Source organism: Roseovarius spongiae (genome assembly GCF_003651245.1).
GTDB classification, from domain to species: domain Bacteria; phylum Pseudomonadota; class Alphaproteobacteria; order Rhodobacterales; family Rhodobacteraceae; genus Roseovarius; species Roseovarius spongiae.
Map to the genome: position 1 here is coordinate 1,277,050 of NZ_RAPE01000001.1, position 21,914 is coordinate 1,298,963.

At 68.6% G+C, this 21,914-nt stretch carries 23 protein-coding genes and 1 tRNA gene; 14 read left to right on the forward strand and 10 right to left on the reverse strand.

Annotated features, from left to right (window positions below):
• The first annotated feature begins 43 nt into the window (after positions 1-43).
• Both D6850_RS05940 and D6850_RS05945 read left to right on the forward strand, forming a co-directional pair.
• Positions 44-1,120, forward strand: a complete 1,077-nt coding sequence (locus tag D6850_RS05940; RefSeq protein ID WP_121164685.1) for a DUF6902 family protein — start codon at positions 44-46, stop codon at positions 1,118-1,120.
• On the forward strand, positions 1,117-2,043 hold the full coding sequence (locus D6850_RS05945; protein WP_121164687.1) for a DMT family transporter: 927 nt from the start codon (positions 1,117-1,119) through the stop codon (positions 2,041-2,043). Before D6850_RS05940 ends, D6850_RS05945 begins: the two co-directional genes overlap by 4 nt.
• Before the next feature lie 42 nt (positions 2,044-2,085).
• Here the strand turns inward: D6850_RS05945 and D6850_RS05950 are convergent, their stop codons facing one another.
• A complete protein-coding gene (locus tag D6850_RS05950) occupies positions 2,086-2,409 on the reverse strand; it encodes a HesB/IscA family protein (RefSeq protein ID WP_121164689.1) in 324 nt (107 codons plus the stop codon).
• Between the two features lie 81 nt (positions 2,410-2,490).
• Between D6850_RS05950 and D6850_RS05955 the strand changes: the two genes are divergently transcribed.
• From D6850_RS05955 to D6850_RS19825, 9 genes are all read left to right on the forward strand, one after another.
• Entirely contained in the window at positions 2,491-3,669 is a 1,179-nt protein-coding gene (locus tag D6850_RS05955) for a deoxyguanosinetriphosphate triphosphohydrolase (protein WP_121164691.1), read from the forward strand.
• Position 3,670: 1 nt separating this feature from the next.
• Positions 3,671-5,548 carry a cation:proton antiporter gene (locus tag D6850_RS05960; RefSeq protein ID WP_121165160.1) on the forward strand — a complete coding sequence of 626 codons (1,878 nt, stop codon included), beginning with the start codon at positions 3,671-3,673 and terminating at the stop codon, positions 5,546-5,548.
• 49 nt (positions 5,549-5,597) lie between these two features.
• Positions 5,598-7,343: an arginine--tRNA ligase gene (gene argS / locus D6850_RS05965; protein ID WP_121164693.1), complete on the forward strand. Its 1,746-nt coding sequence runs from the start codon at positions 5,598-5,600 to the stop codon at positions 7,341-7,343.
• An 80-nt stretch (positions 7,344-7,423) separates the two neighbouring features.
• Positions 7,424-8,350 carry an SPOR domain-containing protein gene (locus tag D6850_RS05970; RefSeq protein ID WP_121164695.1) on the forward strand — a complete coding sequence of 309 codons (927 nt, stop codon included), beginning with the start codon at positions 7,424-7,426 and terminating at the stop codon, positions 8,348-8,350.
• A complete protein-coding gene (nagZ, locus tag D6850_RS05975) occupies positions 8,350-9,354 on the forward strand; it encodes a beta-N-acetylhexosaminidase (RefSeq protein ID WP_121164697.1) in 1,005 nt (334 codons plus the stop codon). The genes D6850_RS05970 and nagZ overlap by 1 nt, the downstream gene beginning before the upstream one ends.
• Entirely contained in the window at positions 9,347-10,132 is a 786-nt protein-coding gene (locus tag D6850_RS05980) for a segregation and condensation protein A (RefSeq protein WP_121164699.1), read from the forward strand. Before nagZ ends, D6850_RS05980 begins: the two co-directional genes overlap by 8 nt.
• A 4-nt stretch (positions 10,133-10,136) precedes the next feature.
• Entirely contained in the window at positions 10,137-10,805 is a 669-nt protein-coding gene (gene scpB / locus D6850_RS05985; protein ID WP_121164701.1) for an SMC-Scp complex subunit ScpB, read from the forward strand.
• Between the two features lie 69 nt (positions 10,806-10,874).
• On the forward strand, positions 10,875-11,087 hold the full coding sequence (locus D6850_RS05990; RefSeq protein ID WP_121164704.1) for a hypothetical protein: 213 nt from the start codon (positions 10,875-10,877) through the stop codon (positions 11,085-11,087).
• A 3-nt stretch (positions 11,088-11,090) separates the two neighbouring features.
• Complete coding sequence (locus tag D6850_RS19825) at positions 11,091-12,155, forward strand: FAD-dependent oxidoreductase (protein ID WP_281272565.1); 1,065 nt, start codon at positions 11,091-11,093, stop codon at positions 12,153-12,155.
• Positions 12,156-12,159: 4 nt separating this feature from the next.
• On the opposite strand, the gene D6850_RS06000 is transcribed toward D6850_RS19825, so the two are convergent.
• From D6850_RS06000 to D6850_RS06035, 8 genes are all read right to left on the reverse strand, one after another.
• Positions 12,160-13,251: a 2'-deoxycytidine 5'-triphosphate deaminase gene (locus D6850_RS06000; protein ID WP_121164708.1), complete on the reverse strand. Its 1,092-nt coding sequence runs from the start codon at positions 13,249-13,251 to the stop codon at positions 12,160-12,162.
• A gap of 58 nt (positions 13,252-13,309) precedes the next feature.
• Positions 13,310-13,386, reverse strand: a tRNA-Pro gene (locus D6850_RS06005).
• Positions 13,387-13,449: 63 nt separating this feature from the next.
• Positions 13,450-14,439 (reverse strand): MerR family transcriptional regulator, encoded by a 990-nt coding sequence (locus D6850_RS06010; RefSeq protein WP_121164709.1) that lies wholly within the window; start codon positions 14,437-14,439, stop codon positions 13,450-13,452.
• Between the two features lie 10 nt (positions 14,440-14,449).
• A complete protein-coding gene (gene ihfA, locus D6850_RS06015) occupies positions 14,450-14,752 on the reverse strand; it encodes an integration host factor subunit alpha (protein WP_121164711.1) in 303 nt (100 codons plus the stop codon).
• Positions 14,753-14,861: 109 nt separating this feature from the next.
• On the reverse strand, positions 14,862-15,836 hold the full coding sequence (locus D6850_RS06020; protein ID WP_121164713.1) for a beta-ketoacyl-ACP synthase III: 975 nt from the start codon (positions 15,834-15,836) through the stop codon (positions 14,862-14,864).
• Positions 15,833-16,933: a phosphate acyltransferase PlsX gene (gene plsX, locus D6850_RS06025; RefSeq protein ID WP_121164715.1), complete on the reverse strand. Its 1,101-nt coding sequence runs from the start codon at positions 16,931-16,933 to the stop codon at positions 15,833-15,835. Before plsX ends, D6850_RS06020 begins: the two co-directional genes overlap by 4 nt.
• A gap of 53 nt (positions 16,934-16,986) precedes the next feature.
• Positions 16,987-17,193: a 50S ribosomal protein L32 gene (rpmF, locus tag D6850_RS06030; RefSeq protein ID WP_121164717.1), complete on the reverse strand. Its 207-nt coding sequence runs from the start codon at positions 17,191-17,193 to the stop codon at positions 16,987-16,989.
• 156 nt (positions 17,194-17,349) lie between these two features.
• A complete protein-coding gene (locus D6850_RS06035) occupies positions 17,350-17,904 on the reverse strand; it encodes a YceD family protein (RefSeq protein WP_121164719.1) in 555 nt (184 codons plus the stop codon).
• Positions 17,905-17,994: 90 nt separating this feature from the next.
• Between D6850_RS06035 and D6850_RS06040 the strand changes: the two genes are divergently transcribed.
• The 3 genes from D6850_RS06040 (at position 17,995) to D6850_RS06050 (ending at position 21,095) form a co-directional block, all read left to right on the forward strand.
• The gene (locus D6850_RS06040) at positions 17,995-18,447 is read left to right on the forward strand and encodes an outer membrane protein assembly factor BamE (RefSeq protein ID WP_121164722.1); all 453 of its coding nucleotides are present in this window, start codon (positions 17,995-17,997) and stop codon (positions 18,445-18,447) included.
• Positions 18,448-18,523: 76 nt separating this feature from the next.
• Entirely contained in the window at positions 18,524-19,252 is a 729-nt protein-coding gene (locus tag D6850_RS06045; RefSeq protein ID WP_121164724.1) for a GNAT family N-acetyltransferase, read from the forward strand.
• Positions 19,253-19,283: 31 nt separating this feature from the next.
• A complete protein-coding gene (locus D6850_RS06050) occupies positions 19,284-21,095 on the forward strand; it encodes an ABC-F family ATP-binding cassette domain-containing protein (protein ID WP_121164726.1) in 1,812 nt (603 codons plus the stop codon).
• Between the two features lie 33 nt (positions 21,096-21,128).
• Here the strand turns inward: D6850_RS06050 and D6850_RS06055 are convergent, their stop codons facing one another.
• Positions 21,129-21,884 (reverse strand): SDR family NAD(P)-dependent oxidoreductase, encoded by a 756-nt coding sequence (locus tag D6850_RS06055; protein ID WP_121164728.1) that lies wholly within the window; start codon positions 21,882-21,884, stop codon positions 21,129-21,131.
• Between the last annotated feature and the right edge of the window lie 30 nt (positions 21,885-21,914).

The window sequence follows — 21,914 nt, forward strand, 5'->3', positions numbered from 1 at the left end:
GCCCTGACGGGGCCATTGCGCCACGCAAGCAGGAGATCACGACATGAGCAACGTCGTTTCACTCACGGTCCCGTTCAGACAACGCAGCAAGGCGGCGCGTCAGGCCGCCTTGCTGCGCAACTTCGCCGATCACCGGCGCGGCGAGGAGGATGTCTTTTGGCTCAAGGAGAACGCCGAGGCGCTGAACATCCTGGAATGCACCGGCGCCCGGCCGGACGCCGATGACCTGTCCTGCTACCGCGCCTTCTACGACGACATCGAGGCGCGGATGGAGTTTTTCCCGCAATATTACCGCTTCCTGCTGTCGCTCTGCCTTGATCTCGAGGACCTCGGCATGCCGGGGAACAAGGGCGCGCGGCTGGCCGAATGGGCGGCGCGCGAAGGGCTGCCCGAAGCCGAGCTTTCGGATCTGCAACGCGGCGAGGCCTGCCGCCTGTGCGCGCGGCGCGGGGTCGACGCGCTGCCGGGTGACCGTGGCCTCGGCGATCGGCTGCGCCGCTTCGCCGCCCGTTCCGACACCTTCGCCATGCCGAACAAGAAGGCGGCGTATGAGCTCACGCATATCGTGTTTTACCTGTCGGAGTATGGCCGCGTGGACCCGTGCCTGCCGGACGCGGCCATCGACAGCCTGATCTTCGCCGGGACGCTGGCCTTTCTCGACTTCAACGTCGATCTTCTGGCCGAGATCTGCATCGCGTTGCGCCATGCGCGCCGCGCGCCGCCCGAGGTATGGGAGATCTGGCTGCTGCAACAGGCGCGTTGCTTTGGCCTCGAGTCCGACCCCTATGCGCCGCTGGCGGACGATTACCACGAATACCTGATGCTCAACTGGTTCATGGCCACGACCGGGCAGGGCGGTTTCGCCGCGCAAATCCCGGAAGGGCGCGTGGTCTTTCGCCGCACGCGACCCCGCTCGGGTCCGCTGCGGGAATTGTCGGAATGCATCTACAACATGGGACGCGCGCGCAGCGCCGACTGGGAGACGATGCGCGCCTTTGTCGCCGCGCGCCTGTCGCAAGAGGCGCACGCGGCTCTGGTCGCGGCCGAGGCGGCGAACGATCGTTTCGATGCGTTCTTCGCAGGTTTTGCGCGTGTCGGCCTGCGCGAGGCGCGGGCATGAGCGGCTCTGCGAGGGCCGGGGCTGCGGTCGCAGGGGGCGTCGGGTTGACCGCGCTCTACACGCTGCTGATCTCGGGGGCGGACGGCATCACCAAGATGTTCGCCGCGTCCTATTCCGCGCCGCAGCTCTTTGCGGTTTCCGGCGGAATCGTCGCGCTGCTGAGCCTGCTGGCCAACCGCGCGGGCGGCAATGCGCGCGGCATGCGCACACGCTGCCCGGGCGCGATGGCGCTGCGCACCGGGGCCACGGTGGCGGGGGCGGTGGCGTTCTTCCACGCCTTCCGGCTGCTGCCTTTTGCGGAGGTGTTCCTGTTCATCGCGATGATCCCGCTGATGACGGCGCTGCTGTCGGGGCCTTTCCTGGGCGAACAGGTGCGCCCGCAGGCCTGGGGGGCGCTGATCCTCGGGATCGTGGGGATCATGTGCCTGCTGCCCGGCGGGATCGGGACGGTGGGGGCGGGGCATCTCGTGGCGCTGGCCGCGGTTCTGCTGGGCACCGTGTCGATGATGGCCTCGCGCCATATCGGCAAGCGCGACGACAACCTGCTCGCGCAGGTGTTCTATCCGAACCTCGGGCTGATGGTGGTCATGGCCGCGGCGCTGCCCTTCGTCTGGGCGCCGATGGGGCTGGCCGATCTCGGCTGGGCCGCGATCTATGCCTGCGTGCTCTTTTTCGCGCGCTGGGTGCTGGTGGGCGCGTTCCGCGCGCTGCCGGCCTACGTGGTGACGCCGCTGATGAACCTGCAATTCCTCTGGATGGTGGTCATCGGCGCGCTGGTCTTCGGCGAGGCGCCTGGTCCGGGCGTCTATCTGGGGGCCGGCATCGTCATCGGGGCGGGCGCGTGGCTCATCTACGATCAGGCTGCGCCGGCCATCGCGCTGCGCCGGGCCGCTCGCGGCCACGCGGCGATCCCGGCGGAGTGAGCTTCGCGCAGGACATGAATGTCGCGCTTCAAATATATAAAATCACATCGAAAATGAGGTTCCGCATCCGCAGGCGCTGCTGGCGTTCGGGTTGTCTATGGTGAACCGCGCGCCAATCAGTTCCTCGGAGAAGTCGATGGTCGCGCCCGCCAGGAACGGCAATGAGACCGAATCGACCACCACCTTCTGGCCCTTGCCCTCGAGCACGAGATCGTCATCCGACGGCCGGTCGAGCGTGATCTCGTACTGGAATCCCGAACAGCCGCCGCCCTCGACCGCGACGCGCAGGGCCTGGCCTTCGTCGCCCGCGCCGATCTCGGCCAGCCGCTCGAAGGCGCGTTCCGTGACCTGTGGAGGGAGTTGCATGGGATCGCTCTCCTGACGGTTTCGCTTGCTCTCGGGATCGAATATAAGAGGGACGGGAACAGGCGACAAGGATGACAGGGCATGAACGCGCGCATTGCGGCCGCGCCGGACCGCACGCGCGGGCGGCTCGTGGCCGAGGAGGAGAGCCATTTCCGCTCGTGCTTCCAGCGGGACCGCGACCGCATCATCCATTCCAGCGCCTTCCGCCGGCTCAAGCACAAGACGCAGGTGTTCGTGGAGCACGAGGGCGACTACTTCCGCACGCGGCTCACCCATTCGATCGAGGTGGCGCAGGTGGCGCGCACGATCAGCGGCGCGCTGGGGCTGAACGCGGAACTGACCGAGGCGGTGGCGCTGGCCCACGACCTTGGCCACACGCCATTCGGTCACACCGGGGAGGACGCGCTGCACGCGCTCATGGCCCCCTATGGCGGGTTCGATCACAACGCGCAGGCGATCCGCATCGTGACCCGGCTCGAGCAGCATTACGCCGAGTTCGACGGGCTGAACCTCACTTGGGACACGCTCGAAGGCATCGCCAAGCATAACGGGCCGGTCCTGCCGGGGCCGGACGGCGCGCTGCCTTGGGCGCTGGCCGAATATGACGCGCGTCACGACCTCGAACTTCACACCCACGCCAGCGCCGAGGCGCAGGTCGCGGCGCTTTCGGACGACATCGCCTACAACAACCACGATCTGCATGACGGGCTGCGCGCCGGGCTCTTCACCGAGGAAGAGATTGCCGCGCTCCCCATCGTCGCGGACTGTTACAACGAGGTCGATCGCGCCTATCCCCGGCTCGACCCCTACCGCCGCCGGCACGAGGCGCTGCGCCGCGTGTTCGGCGTCATGGTGGCCGACGTGATCGACTGTTCGCGCGCGATCATCACCGAGGCCGACCCCGACGGCCCCGACGGTGTGCGCCGGCTCGGGCGGCCGGTGATCCGGTTCTCGGACCCGCTGTGGCGCGACTTGCAGGCGATCCGGCATTTCCTTTTCACGCGGATGTATCGCGCGCCGCCGGTGATGGTAAAGCGCGCGCAGGTGACCGAAGTGGTCGAGGGGCTCTTCGCCTTTTACATGCAATCCCTCGAACACCTGCCGCGCCGCTGGCGGCGCGATCTTGATCAAATCGAAGGCGAGACGGAACTTGCCCGCCTGGTGAGCGATTATATCGCGGGCATGACCGACCGGTATGCCCTGACACAGCATGCGCGGCGCCTTGGCGGCCCGGGCGGCCCCGGCACCCGGGAGGGATGAGATGGCGATAGACGCAGCAACCGCAGGCGAGGCGCTGCACCCGGTCATGGCCTTCGCCCTCGTCGGGGTGCTGGGCGTCGGGGCGCAGTGGATCGCCTGGAAGATGCGCCTGCCGGCCATCGTGCTGATGCTCCTGGCGGGGCTGGCGGTGGGCCCCGGGCTCGGCTTCTTCGATCCGGAACGCGATATCGGGCCCTTGATGGCGCCGATGATCAGCGTGGCGGTGGCGATCATCCTGTTCGAAGGCGGGATGACGCTGAACCTGCACACGCTGCGCGAAGCCGCGCTCGGCGTGCGGCGGCTGGTCATCATCGGCGCGCCGGTGGGGTGGCTCGCCTCGGCGCTGGCGCTGCACTACGTCGCCGGGCTGAGCTGGGCGAGCGCGGCGGTCTTCGGCGGCATCATGATCGTGACCGGCCCGACGGTGATCGCGCCGCTGTTGCGCCAGGCGCGGCTGTCCCAGCGTCCGGCGCAGTTGCTCCAATGGGAGGCGATCGTCAACGACCCGATCGGCGCGCTGGCCGCCGTGCTCGCCTTCGAGGTGGTGCTGATCGGCGCGGCGAGCAGCACGCTCGGCCACGCGGTCTGGGAGATGCTGGTCGGCACGACGCTGGCGACGCTGCTGGGCCTCGTGGCGGGCTGGCTGCTGTCCGAGGGGTTCCGCCGCGGGCGGGTGCCCGAATACATGAAGGTTCCGGTGCTCTTCGCCGTGCTGCTGATGGTCTTCGCGCTTGCCGACGACATCCTGCATGAAAGCGGGCTGCTGGCGGTGACGATCATGGGGTTCTACATCGCCAATGCCGGCCTGCCGAGCTATACGGAGCTGCGCCGCTTCAAGGAGCACGCGACGATCCTGCTGGTTTCGGGCGTGTTCATCCTGCTGGCCGCGTCGATGAACCTCGAGCGGCTGTCGATGCTGAACTGGCGCTCGGCGCTGTTCATCGTGGTGGTGATCCTGCTCGTGCGTCCCTTCACGGTCCTGGTCTCGCTCGCCTTCACCAACGTGCCGATGCGCGAGCGGCTGCTCGTTGCCTTCACCGGGCCGCGCGGGGTCGTGCTTGTCGCGGTTGCGGGTCTGTTCTCGGACCGATTGGTGGCGGCGGGGATCGATGACGCGGCCGTGCTGACGCCGCTGGCCTTCGCGCTGGTCGCGGCGACGGTGGTGCTGCACGGCTTCTCGCTGCGGCCGCTGGGGCGGCTCCTGGGCCTCGCGGGGAGCCACATCCCCGGCGTCATCTTCGTCGGCGGTTCGCAGTTCTCGACCTCCTTCGCGCGGGCGCTGCGCGAACATGACGTGCCGGTGCTTGTCGCCGACGCCAACCGCGCCAAGCTGCGCAGCGCGCGCGAGGAAGGGCTGCCGATCTACGTCGGCGACATCCTGTCGGACGGCGCCGAGACCAGCGTGGAGTTCGTCAGCTACGCGCGCATCGTGGCGCTGTCGGACAACGACGCCTACAACACGCTGGTGGCGACGGACCATGCGCCCGATTTCGGCCGTGAGAACGTCTATCAGCTCAAGCGGGCCAAGCACGATAGCCGCCGCCACTCCCTTCCCGCGACGCTGGGTGGGCGGGTGATCTGCGGCGGGCTGCGCCATCCCGAGATATCGCAGAAGATGACCGCCGGCTGGTCCGTGCGCGGCACGCCGCTGACCAAGGAATACAAGGTCGAGCAATGGCGCGCCGACAACCCCGAGTCGATTGCGCTGGCCGAGATCGAGCCGGGCAAGTCGCTGCGCCTGCTGGCGGCGGACGCGGAGCTGAAGGCGGGGGAGGGGGCGCTCATCCTGGCGCTGTCGCCGCCGAAGCAAAGCGACGAGGCAAATGAACCGCGCGGCGAAGCGCAAGGGAAACGGGACAGGGACGGCACGGCGGATTGACGCCCGGCGCACGGGTGCTAAACCACCCGGCGACGCGAAAGGACAGGCGATGAACCTCTTTACCGAAATCCGCGCCGCCGTGGTGCAGGCGCTCGACGTGCTCGAGGCCGAAGGCAAGCTGCCCGCGGGCCTCGCCCATGACAACGTCACGGTCGAGCCGCCCCGCGACCCGGCGCATGGCGACATGGCGACCAACGCGGCGATGGTGCTGGCCAAGCCTTCGGGATTGAAGCCGCGCGACATCGCCGAGGCGCTGGCCGGACAATTGGCGCAGGATCCGCGCATCTCAAGCGCCGAGGTGGCCGGGCCCGGCTTTCTCAACCTGCGGCTGGCGGAGGGCGAATGGCACGAGGTGCTGCGCGCGGCGCTGCGTGCAGGCGCGGAGTTCGGGCGCTCGGCCATGGGGCAGGGGCGGCGCGTGAACGTCGAATACGTGAGCGCCAACCCCACCGGCCCGTTGCATGTGGGCCACACGCGCGGCGCGGTGTTCGGCGACGCGCTGGCGTCGCTGCTGGATTTCACCGGCCATGACGTGACGCGCGAATACTACATCAACGACGGCGGCGCGCAGGTCGACACGCTCGCCCGGTCGGTCTATCTGCGCTACCTCGAAGCGCACGGGCAAAGCGTGGCGTTCGAGGACGGCACCTATCCCGGCGACTATCTCATCGCCGTGGGCGAGGCGCTCAAGGCGAAGGTCGGCGATGCCTATGTCGATCAGCCCGAGGACGTCTGGCTCGCGGAGGTGCGCGAATTCGCGACCGACGCGATGATGGACCTGATCCGCGCGGACCTGAAGGCGCTCGGCGTCGAGATGGACGTGTTCTACTCCGAGAAATCGCTCTACGGCACCGGCCGGATCGAGGCCGCGCTGAGCGCGCTGGACGCCAAGGGGCTGATCTACGAGGGCGTTCTCGAGCCGCCCAAGGGCAAGACCCCCGAGGATTGGGAGCCGCGCGAGCAGACGCTGTTCAAATCCACCGCGCATGGCGATGACGTGGATCGCCCGGTCCGGAAATCCGATGGCGGCTGGACCTATTTCGCGCCCGATATCGCCTATCATTATGACAAGGTTTCCAGGGGTTTCGACGCCCTCGTTGATGTGTTTGGCGCCGATCACGGCGGCTATGTGAAGCGCATGAAGGCCGCCGTTTCCGCGCTTTCGGACGGCGCGGTGCCGCTCGACATCAAGCTGACGCAGCTGGTTCGGCTCTTCAAGAACGGAGAGCCCTTCAAGATGTCCAAGCGCGCCGGCACCTTCGTCACGCTGCGCGACGTGGTCGACCTCGTGGGCGCCGACGTGACGCGCTTCGTCATGCTCACCCGCAAGAACGACGCGCCTTTGGATTTCGATTTCGACAAGGTGCTCGAGCAGTCGAGGGACAACCCGGTCTTCTACGTCCAATACGCGCACGCCCGCGTGTGCAGCGTGCTGCGCAAGGCGGCCCAGGCGGGGATCGACGTGAGCGACGCCTCGCTCGCGGACGCGGACCTGTCGATCCTCACCCACGACGCCGAACTCGCGCTGGCGCGCAAGATCGCCGAATGGCCGCGCCTCGTGGAGATCGCCGGCCGGGTGAGCGAGCCGCACCGCGTGGCCTTCTACCTCTTCGAACTGGCGAGCGAGCTGCACAGCCTCTGGAACCGCGGGCATGACGATCCCGCCCTGCGCTTTCTGCAAGAGGACGATCGCGACGCCAGCCGCGCGAAAATCGCGCTCGCGCGCAGCGCGAATGTTGTTATTTCCGCAGGTCTTGGTATTCTCGGCGTGACCCCGGCGCAAGAGATGCGCTGAGACGCACGCGCGCCCGGGGCCGATGAGGCAGCAACGAGACCACCCGTGACGACGTATCGCGGGCGGCAAAGGGGCGAGACATGGCAGAAATGCACGCAGACCGGCGGGGCCACGGGGCCGCGGCCGAGCAGGGCAATTCCCTGACGGCGATCACCTACGGGATCGGATCGCTGATTTCACTGGGGCTGATCGTCGGCCTTGGCTACTGGGGCTATCAACTGGTGATGCGCGACGTGAGCGGCGTGCCGGTGATCCGCGCCGCGCAGGGCCCGATGCGGGTTCAACCCGAGGAACCGGGCGGGCGGCAGGCGCTTAACCAGGGACTGGCGGTCAACGACGTCGCAGCCGTCGGCGCCGCGGCGAAGACCCCGGATGAACTGATCCTCGCGCCGGCGCCGCTCGACCTCAGCGACGAGGACGGCGCGGCGGTCTGGGCCGAGCGCCCCGAGCCGCAGGCCGCCGCACACAAGGTAGAGGTGTCCGAGCCGGCCGATCAGCCCGAAGCCGCCGCCGAGGAGGCGGATATCCTCGCGCTGGCGGAGTCGCTGGCCGAGGGGGTCGAGCCGATGAGCGACAAGCCTGCGGACGAGGCCGAAGAACTGGCCGAGGCACAGGACGCGCCGCGCGTCGAAGGCGGGCTTGGCCACTCGCTTCGTCCCAGGCTGCGCCCCGTGACCCTGTCGCGGATCGAAACGACCGCGGCCAGCGCCCCTGCCGCGCAGGACACGCAGGACATCACCGCCGACAGCATCCCCAGCGGCACGCGGCTCGCCCAGCTTGGCGCCTACAAGTCCGAAGAGATCGCCCGCGAGGAATGGGGCCGGCTGAACCAGCGGTTCGAGGAATACCTCGCCGACAAGGGCCGCGTGATCCAGCGCGCGACGAGCGGCGGGCGCACCTTCTACCGGCTGCGCGCGATGGGGTTCGACGACCTGGCCGACGCGCGCCGCTTCTGCTCGGCGCTGGTCGCGGAAAAGGCCGAGTGCATCCCGGTGGTCACCCGCTGATGGCCTTCGGCGCGACGATCCTCGACGCGGACGGCCTGAGGCTCAGCGCCGCCGAAAGGACGTTCTTCGCCGAGGCCGATCCGTTCGGATTCATCCTGTTCGCGCGCAACATCGACACGCCCGACCAGGTCCGCGCCCTCTGCGACGAGATGCGCGACGCAGTGGGGCGCGACGCGCCGATCCTGATCGATCAGGAGGGCGGGCGCGTCCAGCGCCTGCGCCCGCCGCTGGGCCGCAACTGGCTGCCGCCGCAGACCGTCGCGGAGCGCACCGGCGCCGCGGCCGCCGAGGCGCTTTACCTGCAATACCGCATCATCGCCGATGAGCTGCGCCGCGTCGGGATCGACGCCAACTGCGCGCCGCTGGTGGACGTGGCGGGGCCGGATACGCATGAATTTCTGCGCGACCGCTGCTACGGGGTGGAGCCGGGCGAAGTCGCGCTGCGGGGGCGCGCGGTGGCCGATGGGCTGCTCGAGGGCGGCGTGCTGCCGGTGCTCAAGCACCTCCCCGGACATGGCCGCGCGCAGGCGGACAGCCATCTCGCCCTGCCGGTCGTCGCGGCCGGAAGGCAGGAACTCGGGCTCACCGATTTCGCGCCGTTCGAGGCGCTCAGCGATCTGCCGATGGGCATGACCGCGCATCTTGTCTATGAAGCGATCGATGCGCTTCCCGCGACGCTCAGCCCTTGCATGATGCGCCTCATCCGCGAGGAGATCGGCTTTGACGGGCTCATCATGACCGATGACATTTCGATGAAGGCGCTTACCGGCGCGCTTTCGGACATTGCGCGCGCCTCGCGCGATGCGGGCTGCGACGTGGTGCTGCTCTGCAACGCCACGCTGGAGGAGCGCCGCGCCGTCGCCGACGCCGCCGGGCGGCTGGACGCGCAAGGGCAGCGGCGCGCCGAGGCGGCGCTGGCCGCGCGTCGCGCGCCCGACGAGGTTGACATTCCCGCGCTTGAGGCAAGACTGTCCGCCATGAACGCAGGACCGCTGGATGTCTGACGACGATTTCGACGCCGCCACGCCGGAGCGCATAGCCGACCGGATGGCGGCGGAGGCGCTCATCGTCGATGTGGACGGGTTCGAGGGGCCGCTCGACCTGCTGCTGACGCTCAGCCGCACGCAGAAGGTGGACCTGCGCAAGATCTCGATCCTGCATCTCGCGCAGCAATACCTCGCCTTCGTCGAAAAGGCGCGCGCGCTGCGCATCGAACTGGCCGCCGACTACCTAGTCATGGCCGCCTGGCTCGCCTTTCTCAAGTCCCGCCTGCTGCTGCCGCCCGACCCCGAGGAGGAGGGCCCCTCGGGCGAGGAGCTGGCCGCGCATCTGGCGTTTCAGCTCGAACGGTTGCAGGCGATGCGCGACGCGGCGGCGCGGCTCATGGGGCGCGACCGGCTGGGCCGCGATTTCTTCGCCCGCGGCGTGCCCGAGGAAATCACCCGCACCCGGCGCATCACCTACACCGCGACGCTTCTGGACCTCATGCAGGGGTATGCGCGCATCCGCACGCGCGACGAATTCCGCCCCTACGCGATGGACCGCGATTCGATCTGGTCGCTGGAGCAGGCGCTCGAGCGGATGCGCGGGCTGATCGGGTTCGCCGGGACGTGGACCGATATCTCGACTTATCTGCCCGATGGCTTCGGCCACGATCCGGCGCGGCGGCGCTCGGCGACCGCTTCGACCTTCGCGGCCACGCTGGAACTGGCCAAGGAGGGCCGGATCGAGCTGCGCCAAGCCGACACGTTCGCGCCGATCCAGCTGCGCCGCAAGGATTAGAACCATGAGCGAACCCGTTGAAGAAAGGGACGAAAGCCTGTTCGAAGCCCCGCCGATGGGCGAACAGGAACGCATGATCGAGGCGATCCTCTTCGCCAGCGCCGAGCCGGTCACGGTAAGGGAGCTTAACGAACGGATGCCCCATGGCAGCGACGCCGCCGAGGCGCTGGTTCACCTGCGCAAGCGCTACGAGGGGCGCGGGGTGACGCTGATGAAGACCGGCGACGCCTGGGCGATGCGCACCGCGCCGGATCTGGGCTTTCTCATGCGCCGCGAGACGGTCGAGACCCGCAAGCTCAGCCGCGCCGCGATCGAGACGCTGGCGATCATCGCCTATCACCAGCCCGTCACCCGCGCCGAGATCGAGGAAATCCGCGGCGTGTCGGTCAGCCGCGGCACGGTCGATCAACTGCTCGAGATGGAATGGATCCGCTTTGGCCGGCGCAAGATGACGCCGGGGCGGCCCGTGACCTTCGTCGTCACGCAGGAATTCCTCGCCCATTTCGGTCTCGAAAGCGCGCGCGACCTGCCGGGGCTGAAGGAACTGCGCTCGGCCGGCCTGCTCGAAAGCCGCCCCTTGCCCGCCTCGATGCCTGGGGCCGACCAGGGCGAGGACGAGGACAGCGATACGATGCTGCCCGACGGCGATCAGACCGAGCTTTTCGAGGATTGAGGGCCGCCGCCCTGAAAATTGCACGATTCCGTGCTACATGGGGGGACAGAGGAACCGAGGAGGGGCGCAATGAACGCCAATCAGATCATCAACATGGCCATGCGCATGATCATGCGCCGCCTGATGCGCGGCGGCATCAACGCCGGCATGGACGCGGTCGGCAAGCGGATGAGCAAGGGCAAGACCGGCGCCCCGGCCGAGGGCGCGCCGCCCCAGGGCAAGGAGGCGCAAAAGCGGATGCGCCAGACGATGCGTTCCATGCGCCGCATGGGCCGGATGTAGGCGATCGCCCGCGACGTTCTCGTCGTCGGGGCCGGGCCGACCGGGCTCACCGCCGCGGTCGAATTGGCGCGGCGCGGCCATGTCCCCACCGTGATCGAGGCGCGCGACGGCCCTTCGCCATTGTCGCGCGCGGTGGGCATCCTGCCGCGCAGCATGCGGCTTCTCGAACCCTCTCGCGTTGCCGCCGCCATTCGGGCCGAGGCCGTCGCCGTGCCCCAGGTGATCTTTCACGTCGGTCCCAAGCCCATCGCGCGGATGCGGCTCGACCGCGCCCCTGACCCGGACGAGCGGCTCTTTGCGCTGCCGCAGGACCGCACCGAGGCGCATCTGCGCGCCGCGCTGGAGCGTTTCGGCGGGCGGGTCGCCTTTGCCACCGCCCTCGAGACGCTGGAAGAGCACGAGGGCGGCGTCACCGTGCGCATGAACGGGGCAGAGCGACGGTTCTCCCACGTCATCGGCGCGGACGGCGCAGCCAGCGACGTGCGCGCTGCCCTCGGCATTCCCTTTGACGGCTACGACCTGCCCGACCGCTGGTCGATCGCCGATGTCGATGCCGAAGGCTGGCCCGATTCCGACTGCTTTCAGGGCTTCTTCCTCGAAGGCGGCGGCGCGGTGATCGTCGTGCCCCTTGGCGCGGGGCGGTTTCGCGTGATCTCGAACAGGCCCGACGCGCTTGCCGCGCTGCCCGTGCCGATGTCCGTTACCCGGACCCGGCGCGAGGGCGCCTTCACGATCCCCGTTCGGCAGGCGCGGCGCTACGGCGCGGGGCGCGTCTTTCTGGCCGGGGACGCCGCGCATGCGCATTCGCCGGTCGGCGGGCGGGGCATGAACCTCGGGATCGCGGGTGCGGCCGACCTTGCCGCGCGGCTCACCGAGGGCGGGCTCGGCGATTACCACGCCGTGCGCCATGCCGAGGGCGCGCGGGTGATCGCGCTGAGCGAACGCGCGCGCCGGGCGGTGATGGAAGGCAGCGCCCTGCGCCGCCGTCTCGTACGCCTCGGGATGCGGGCCGTGGCCGCGATCCCGCCGCTTGAGCGGCGCGTGGTAAGGCTGATCCTCGACGCCTGAGCGCCTAACCGGCGGGTGCGCGGAAATGCTTGCTGAGCTTCAGCCCCTGGCCCTGGTAGTTCGACGCCAGCGCCGCCCCGTAGAGCCGCTGAGGCATCTGCGACATGCGTTCATAAACCAGCCGCCCGACGATCTGCCCATGTTCGAGCACGAAGGGCGCCTCGTGGCAACGCACCTCGAGCACCCCGCGCGAGCCGCCGCCGTCGGCGGAATGACCGAACCCCGGATCGAAGAACCCGGCGTAATGCACGCGGAATTCACCCACCATCGCGAGGTAGGGCGCCATCTCGGCGGCGCAGTTCGGCGGGATCGTGATCGCCTCTCGGCTGACGAGGATGTAGAACGCGCCGGGGTCGAGGATGATGCGCCCCTCGCGCGTGCGCAGTTCCTCCCAGTAGTCCGCCGGGTCGTAATGGGCGATCCTCTCGAGGTCGATCACCCCGGTATGCGGCTTGGCGCGATACCCGACGAGATCGCCGCGCGGCGGTTTCAGATCGACCGAGAAGCCAAGCCCCCCGGCGATCACCGCATCGTCCGAAACGATCGGCGTCGCGGCGTGCAGCTCGCGCAGATCGGCATCGGAAATCACCGTATCGCCGACGCGGAAGATCATCTGGTTGAGCATCTGCCCGGCCCGCACCACGACCGAGAAAGAGCGCGGGCAGATCTCGACATAAAGCTGGCCGCGATAGCCCTCCGGCACCCGGTCGAATTCGACCCCGTTATCGGTGATCACCCTTGTGAGCAAATCAAGCCGCCCGATCGAGGACTTGGCCGACGCCGCGCCAGATATGCCGGGCGCGAGCGCCAGGGATTCCATCAGCGGCACCACGTAGACGCAGCCCTTTTCCAGAACCGCGCCGCCGGTCAGGTCCATCTCGTGCATCTGGAAATCGACCAGCCGGTCCGCCACCGTCGCGCTGCGCCCGGTCAGGAAGGACGCGCGGACCCGGTAGGCGATGTCCCCCAGCCGCAGATCGAGCGAGGCGGGCTGAACCTGGCTGTCGGCGATCGGCGCGCCGGCCATGATCTGGCCATCCGCCATAAGCGACCGCATCTGGCTGTCCGAAAGCACGCCGTCGGGAAAATCAGTCATCCGCCCCCCCCTGAAACACGAAACGCCCGCGGGCCGAGGCCGCCGGGCGTTTGCGTATTGGTCGGGCTAGCAGGACTCGAACCTGCGACCTTCCGTCCCCCAGACGGACGCGCTACCAGGCTGCGCCATAGCCCGACTTTGCGCGTTACATACCCGTTCTGCGTCCGGGGGCAAGGGGTAATTCCCAACTTTCGGGCCTCACGCGCCGCGGTGGGGGCGGGATGTGTCCGTGAGCGTCCGAAGGCGCGCCGCGAGGTCCGCCAGCAGCGCCGCCTGTTCGGGGTCCGGCGTCCGCATGGCCGCAAGCGCGCTGAGCGCCGAAGGCTTGCCCGCGACCTCGTCATCGGCCGGGTCGGGCGGGGTGGTGATCGGTGCCGCGCGCGGCGGTTCGGGTCTCGCGGCTTGCGTCGGTTCCGGCTCGGGTGAGGCCGATGCAGCGTCTTCGTCGCGGTCGTCCCCGGCGGCGTCCGATTCGGCCCGCGCGGCGGCGGCGTCAGCATCCGGCTTGGCCGGCTCTTCCGGCTTGGGCTCGTCGTTGCGCTCATCGAGGCTCTTTTGCAGGAAACCGGGCATCGCGGCGGATCCCGTGGGCCGCAGGATCTTCGGCTTGGCCTTCTCTGGCCTGTCCGCTTCCTCCTCGGGCGCGGCGGTCTCCGCGACGGTCTCGGTCTCCTGAGCGGCGGCGGTTTCTTCGCGCGGGGCAGTCTCGTCTTCCTTCGCATCGCCCGCCGGATCGGCCGGCCTCTCCTCCGGCGTGTCGTCGCGCGCTGCTTCTTCCGGCGCGTCCTCGGCGGGCGCGCGCGGCTCGGTCTTGTCCCGATCGAAGTTCAGAACCTGTCCGCGCGGTTCATCCGGTTGCCCGGTCACGTCGAGCGCGATGCCGCTGATCGGCGCGTGATCCTCGGCGTCCAGGTCCAGCGGTTGCGAAAGCGCGGAAACTTCCTTCACGCCCTGTTCGCGAAGTATCTTCTGCACGCCCTTGATGGTCATGCCGTCCTCGTGCAGCAGCTTGCGGATGCCGCCCAGCAGCAGCATGTCGGCGGGCCGGTAGTAGCGCCGCCCGCCCGCGCGTTTCACGGGCTTCACCTGGGTGAACTTGCTTTCCCAGAACCGCAGCACATGCGCCGGAATCCCGAGCCACTCGGCCACTTCGCTGATCGTGCGGAAGGCGTCCGCGGACTTGGCCATGCTATGGTCCTCAACGTCTGTTGCCGGCGGCCACGCGATCTTTCATGAGATGCGAGGGGCGGAAGGTCAGCACGCGCCGGGGCTTGATCGGCACTTCCTCGCCGGTTTTCGGATTGCGCCCGATCCGTGCGGATTTATCTCGCACCGAGAACGTGCCGAAGGACGAAATCTTGACCTGTTCGCCGCGCACCAGCGCATCCGAGATATGTTCCAACACGCTTTCGACCAATTGCCCGGAATCGTTGCGCGACAGGCCGACTTCGCGAAAGATCGCTTCGCTCAGGTCCATACGCGTCAGTGTCTTGTCGCTCATCCCGTCCCCCCCGTTTATTTCGCTCACTTTAGGGGCGAAGGAATTTCAGAGTCAATATCAACGGCTTGTCCGGGCCTTGTCGCCCGCTGGTTTCAGTGGTTTCGCACAGCTACCAGCGCAGCGCCACCGCGCCCCATGCAAGCCCGCCGCCAATGGCTTCGCTCAGGATCAGGTCGCCGCGCCTGATCCGCCCGTCCGCGACCCCCACCGACAGCGCCAGCGGGATCGACGCGGCCGAGGTGTTGCCGTGGTCCTGTACCGTCAGGATCACCCGCTCCATTGGCAGGCCGAGCTTCCTCGCCGTGCCCGCAATGATGCGGATATTGGCCTGGTGCGGCACGATCCAGTCGACATCCGCATGCCCGAGGCCGCAGCGCTCAAGCGCGGTCGTCGCGGTGCTCGCCAGCTTGTCCACCGCCTGCCGGAACAACGGGTTGCCCTGCATCCGCAGCTTGCCCGCCGTGCCCGTCGTGCCGACCCCGCCATCGACGTAGAGCATGTCGCGATACCGCCCGTCCGAATGCAGATCCGTGGCGAGGATGCCGCGATCATCAGATGTGCCGTCGCCTGTCCCGGCCTCGAGGATCAGCGCGCCCGCGCCGTCGCCGAACAGAACGCAGGTTGAGCGATCGGTCCAGTCCATGATGCGGCTGAAGGTCTCCGCGCCGATCACCATGATCCGGTCCGCCTGGCCCGCGACGATCAGCGCGTTGGCGTTGCAGAGCGCATAAACGAATCCCGCGCAGACCGCCTGCACGTCGAAGGCGTAACCGCGGGTCATGCCAAGCCGGCTCTGCACCATGGTGGCGACCGAAGGAAAGGTCAGGTCTGGCGTCGAGGTGGCGACGATGATCGCGTCGAGATCGTCCGCCGCCAACCCTGCATGATCGAGCGCGGCGCGCGCGGCTTCGGTCGCGAGGTCGGATGTCGTCTGATCGTCGGCGGCGAAGCGCCGCCGCTCGATCCCCGACCGGGTGCGGATCCATTCGTCCGTGGTGTCGAGCGTCGCTTCGAACTCGGCGTTAGGAACCACCCGCTCGGGCAGGTAATGCCCGATCCCGCGGGCCACGGCGCGTCTGGTCATGATGTCCCACCGTCATCGTCGGAACTCGCATCCTGCGGGGGCAGGGCGGCGGATGCAACCCGCGCGGCGAGCTTTTGGGAAAACCCGCTCTGCGCCAGCTGGAAGGCGAGCTTGACGGCCGCCGACACGCCGGTCGGGTCGGCGGCGCCGTGGGATTTCACGACCGTGCCGTTCAGTCCGAGAAAGACGCCGCCATTCACGCGGCGCGGGTCGATCCGCTTCTTCAGCCGTTGCAGCGAGGTATAGGCGAGAACCGAGGCGAGCCTCGAGAGCGGCGAATAGGCGAAGGCGTCGCGCAGCCGCTCGGCGATCATCGTCGCGGTGCCTTCGCCGGTCTTGAGAGCGACGTTGCCGGTGAACCCGTCGGTCACGATCACGTCGCAGGTGTCGCCGGGCAGGTCGCGCCCCTCGACGAAGCCGACGAATTCGAAATCCGAGGTCTGCGCATTGGCCGCGATGAGGTCATGCGCCTCGCGCAGTTCGGCGCGGCCCTTGTGTTCCTCGGTGCCCACGTTGAGCAGCCCGATGCGCGGGCGCGCGACGCCGAATCCGTTGCGCGCATAGGAGGTGCCCATGAGCGCGTATTGCATGAGGTCCTTGGCGTCCGCGCGGATGTCGGCGCCGCCGTCGAGCAGCACGTTGAACCCCTGCGGATTGCGCGAGGGCCACATCACCGCGATGGCGGGGCGATAGATGCCGGGCAGGCGGCGCAGGCGCAGCACGCTCATCATCATCAGCGCGCCGGTATTGCCGCAGGAGACGCAGACCGTCGCCTCGCCGTTGCGCACCGATTCGAGCGCCGACCACATCGAGGTGCCCTTGCCGTGGCGCATGACGTGGCTCGGCTTGTCGTCCATCGACACCACGTCGGGGGCGTCGCGGATCTCGGTGCAGTCGGCCAGATGGCGGCGCTTGGCGACGAGGCGCTCGAGCTCATCCCGGCGGCCGTGCAGGATGAAGCCGATATCGGGGTTCTTCTTAGCCGAATGCGCGATTCCCGCGACGACCGTGGCCGCCCCGTGATCGCCGCCCATCGCATCGACGGAAATGACGATACGCCCGGCACCCGCCTTGGTCTGATCGGGATGCGCGGTCATCGGTTCGGTTCATCCTTTGCGGAAGACCCCTTGCGTGGTCAGGCGGCGCGGCGTCAGGCCGCGTCTTCGTCGAGGTCGATCTCGTCCGCCATCACCACCACCTCGCGGTCGGCGTAGTGGCCGCAGGCCACGCAGACGTGATGCGGACGTTTGAGTTCGCCGCAGTTGGGGCACTCATTCGGGTTCGCCCCGCTGAGCGAGTCATGCGCGCGGCGGTTGTTGCGGCGCGATTTCGATACTTTGTTCTGCTGGACGGCCATTGCTGCGATCCTGTTTTCCTGAGGCCGGCGAAGGCCTGTTACACGAGCATTCCCGCGGCTCTTAATCCGTCCAGAGCCGCCGGTTCAACCCCAAATTCCGGTGGAACGCCGAAAATACAACGAAACCGCGCGAGAGCAAGCGGATTCTCGCGCCGCTCATTCTTCTTTCCCGAGTTTCCCGCGAAGCGCGGCCAGCCCCGCGAACGGCTTGAGATCGGCGTCGCGCAACGGCTCGGCCCCCGGCGGGGCAACCACGGTTTCGCCCAGTTCGACGCCGGGCGCACGCGGGTAGTCCGGCAGCGCCAGCGCCAGCGCCTCGGCCATGATCTGCCCAAGATCCACGGTCGCGCCAAGCGGCTCGATCGTGTCGTCCTCGGGCATCTCGACCTCGTCCTCGCCCTGCGGGGCGTCCGGCATGTCGGCCAGGAAACGCCGGGTCACGGGGACTTCGATCCGCGTCGTGACGGGTTCGAGCGTGACGACGCAGGGCTGAACCACAGTCGCGCCGAGCGTGCCGTCGAGTCGCCAGTCGCGCCCGCCCTCGGGGGCGAGCGCGCCCTCGAATCTCAGCTTGCGGATCGCGAGGATATCGAGCGCGCGCGTCAGCGCCTCCCGCGCGGTCCCGTCCGGGACAAGCGAGAACTGCGTCGCGCGGCGCTGGCGCAGATCGTTGATGCGCAGTATCTCGTCGGTTTTCGGGCTGTCGGTCATGATGCGCAGATCTATCCTTTCTTGAACCTCGCGGCCACCTTGTTGTAAGCCGGATAAAAGGCGGATCGGGCGGGGATCAAGAGGGTGAAGATGATTGGGTTGAAAAACATGCTGCGCGCCGCATGCCTCGTGGCGGGTGTGGGCGCGCTGACCGCCTGCACTTCGGTCTACCGCAATCACGGCTACGTGCCGCCGCAGGAGGATCTGTCGCAGCTCGCCGTCGGCGTCGACAGCCGCGCCACGGTGGATGACGTGATCGGCGCGCCCTCGGCCGCGGGCCTGTTGAGCGACGGCGACTACTACTACGTGCGCAGCCGCATCCGCCATTTCGGCATGAAGCGGCCCGAGGTGGTCGAACGCAAGGTGCTCGCCATCAGCTTCGACGGCAGCGACACCATCGCCAATATCGAGACCTTCAGCCTGCGCGACGGCAATGTCGTGCCGCTGACCCGGCGGGTCACCGATTCCTCGGTCGCCGGCAAGGGCTTCCTCAAGCAGATGATGGACAATTTCGGCAATATCGACCCGAGCCAGCTTTTCTGAGCGCGCGCGGAATGGCGTTTCCGGTCTGCACAAGACCCGCGGTTGCGCTATCCTGAACGCGTACGAGGAGCCGCCAATGCCGAATCGGCGCTACAAGGCCCGGACGAGCCGCGCGCCGGATGACGTGCGCGCCGCGCAACGCCTGCGCGCCCGCGCCTTCGGTCCGGGCGAGCCGGAAGAGGGCGACGCGTTCGACGCGCGCTGCGCGCATGTCCTTGTCGAAGACCAGAGCGACGGGCGGCTGGTCTGCTGCTTTCGCATGCTCCCGCTCGCCGACGGGACCGGGATCGCGCAGAGCTACGCCGCGCAATACTACGACCTCTCCGCGCTCGAGGGGTTCGGCGGCCCGATGGTCGAGATCGGCCGCTTCTGCCTCGATCCCGACCATCACGACCCGGACATCCTGCGCGTCGCCTGGGCGGCGATGACGCGCCACGTGGACGACCACGGCGTTCGGCTGCTCTTCGGGTGTTCCTCCTTCAAGGGCACGGACGAGGCGGGCTACCTCGACGCCTTCGCCATGCTCGGGGACCGCCATCTCGCGCCGCAACGCTGGCTGCCGCGCGCCCGCGCGCCGCAGGTGTTCCGCTTTGCGCAGCTGTTGCGCGGACGCAGGACGGATTACCGGCTGGCCATGCTGCGCATGCCGCCCTTGCTGCGCACCTATCTCGCGATGGGCGGCTGGGTGAGCGATCATGCGGTGGTGGACCGGCAGATGAACACGCTGCACGTCTTCACCGGGGTCGAGATCGCCGCCATCCCCGCCGCGCGCAAGCGGCTGCTGCGGGCGATGGCGGCCTCTTGACGCGCAGGGTGGCGCGGGATAGCCCGCCGGCATGGCGCCCCGTATCCCGCTTCTGCAACTCAACGACATATCGCTCGGCTTCGGGGGCGATCCGCTCTTTGCGGATCTGTCGCTGGTGGTGCAGCCGGGTGATCGCGTCGCGCTCGTCGGGCGCAACGGGTCGGGCAAATCCACGCTGATGAAGGTCATGGCGGGGCTGATCGAAGCGGACGGCGGCGCCCGCATCGTGCCCGCCGGCGTCAGCGTCGGCTACATGGAGCAGGACCCGGACATGACCGGTTTCGCGACGCTTGGCGATTTCGCGTCGAGCGCGCTGGACGCGGCCGAGACCTATCGCGTGGAGATGGCCGCCGAGGGGCTGAAATTCGACCCCCAACAACCGGTCGCCACCGCCTCGGGCGGGGAGCGCCGCCGCGCCGCGCTGGCCAAGCTGATGGCCGAGGCGCCCGACCTGATGCTGCTGGACGAACCGACCAACCATCTCGACATCGAGGCCATCGCCTGGCTCGAGACCACGCTGAAGGAGACGCGCGCCGGTTACGTCCTGATCAGCCACGACCGCGCCTTCCTGCATGAACTTACCCGGGCAACCCTCTGGATAGACAGGGGAGCGGTGCGCCGCAATGAACAGGGCTTCGCCCATTTCGAGGCCTGGCGCGACAAGGTCTGGGAAGAAGAGGACCAGGACCGCCACAAGCTCGACCGCAAGATCCGCGCCGAGGCCCGCTGGGCCGTCGAGGGCATCAGCGCGCGCCGCAAGCGCAACCAGGGCCGCGTGCGCGCGTTGCAGGCGTTGCGCGCCGAACGGGCCGCGCAGGTCAAGCGTCCGGGCACGGCGGCGATGGCGCTCGAATCGGGGCCGAAATCCGGCAAGCTGGTGATCGAGGCGCGCGACATATCAAAGTCTTACGGCGATAACCTCATCCTGCGGGATTTCTCGGTGCGGATCGCGCGAGGGGATCGCGTCGCCCTCGTCGGGCCGAACGGCGTGGGCAAGACGACGCTGCTGAAGATCCTGCTTGGCGAGGAGCGGCCCGACAGCGGCGAGGTGCGGCTCGGGACCAACCTCGCGCCCGCCGTCTTCGATCAGGCGCGGGCCGCGCTCGACCCCGAGATGACGCTCTGGGACAGTCTCACCGGCGACCCCGAGATGCGGGTCTCGGGCAAGGCCGACCAGGTGCTCGTGCGCGGCCAGCCGCGCCACGTCATCGGCTATCTCAAGGATTTCCTCTTTGACGAGGCGCAGGCCCGCGCCCCGGTCAAGGCGCTGTCGGGCGGGGAAAAGGCGCGGCTGCTGCTGGCCAAGCTGATGGCCCGCGAGAGCAACCTGCTCGTGCTTGACGAGCCGACCAACGACCTTGACATCGAGACGCTCGATCTCTTGCAGGAGCTGCTTGACGACTACGACGGTACGCTGCTGCTGGTAAGCCACGACCGCGACTTTCTCGACCGCGTGGCCGCCACCACCATCGCGATGGAGGGCGACGGGCGCGCCACGGTCTATGCCGGCGGCTGGAGCGACTACCGGGCCCAGCGGCAGGAGCGCATCGCGCCCGAACCTGCGAAAGGTCAAGCGAAACCAAGGCCGAAGGCGCCGCAGCCAAAGTCGCGCGCAACCGGCATGAGCTTTACCGAGAAGCACCGGCTCGAGAAGCTCCCCGACGAGATCGCCCGCCTCGAGGCGGAGATCGGCAAGCTTGAGGAATTGCTCTCCGACGCCGATCTCTTCACCCGCGAGCCGGTCAAGTTCCGCAAGGCGACCGAGGCGCTCGCCGCCCGGCAGGAGGCGCTGAGCGCCGCCGAGGAGGAGTGGCTGACGCTGGCCGAAAAGGCCGAGAGCTGACCCGAGGACAGCCCGCAAGAGCCGGACGAGGCGCTATTGCATCCGCAGCGCGCCATCAAGGCGGATCACCTCGCCGTTGAGATAGCCGCATTCGACGATGAACGCCGCCAGCCGCGCGAATTCCTCCGGCTCGCCCAGTCGCCTGGGACAGGTCACGTCCGCGACAAGCCCGTCCTGCACCTCCTGCGGCAGCCCTTCCAGCATCGGCGTGCGGAATATCCCCGGCGCGATCGCCATCACGCGGATGCCCTCGCGCGCCAGATCCCGCGCCATCGGCAGGCTGAGCGCGGCGATCCCGCCCTTGGAGGCGGCATAGGCCGCCTGGCCCTTCTGCCCGTCGAAGGCGGCGATGGAGGCGGTGTTGACGATGACGCCGCGCGCCCCGTCGGCGCCGGGCGCGTTGCGCGCGATCTCGGCGGCGGCGAGGCGCGCGACGTTGAAGCTGCCCACGAGGTTGACATCGACCGTGCGTCGGAAGGTCTCGAGCGGATGCGGCCCGTCGCGCCCCAGCGTCTTGGCGGCGGGCGCGATGCCGGCGCAGTTGACCGCGACGCTGATCCGCCCCATCGCCTCGAGCGCCGCGCTGATCGCGGCGCCGACCGACGCCTCGTCGGTCACGTCGGTCTGCGCGAAGCTTGCGCCGATTTCGTCCGCGACGGCGGCGCCGCGCTCATGATCGCGATCGAGGATCGTCACCGCTGCGCCGGCCTCGCGGAAATGCCGCGCCGTCGCTTCGCCAAGGCCGGACGCCCCGCCGGTGATGATCGCCGCCGCCTGTCCTATGCGCATGCCATACCCTCGTTGGAAATGATCCTAGAC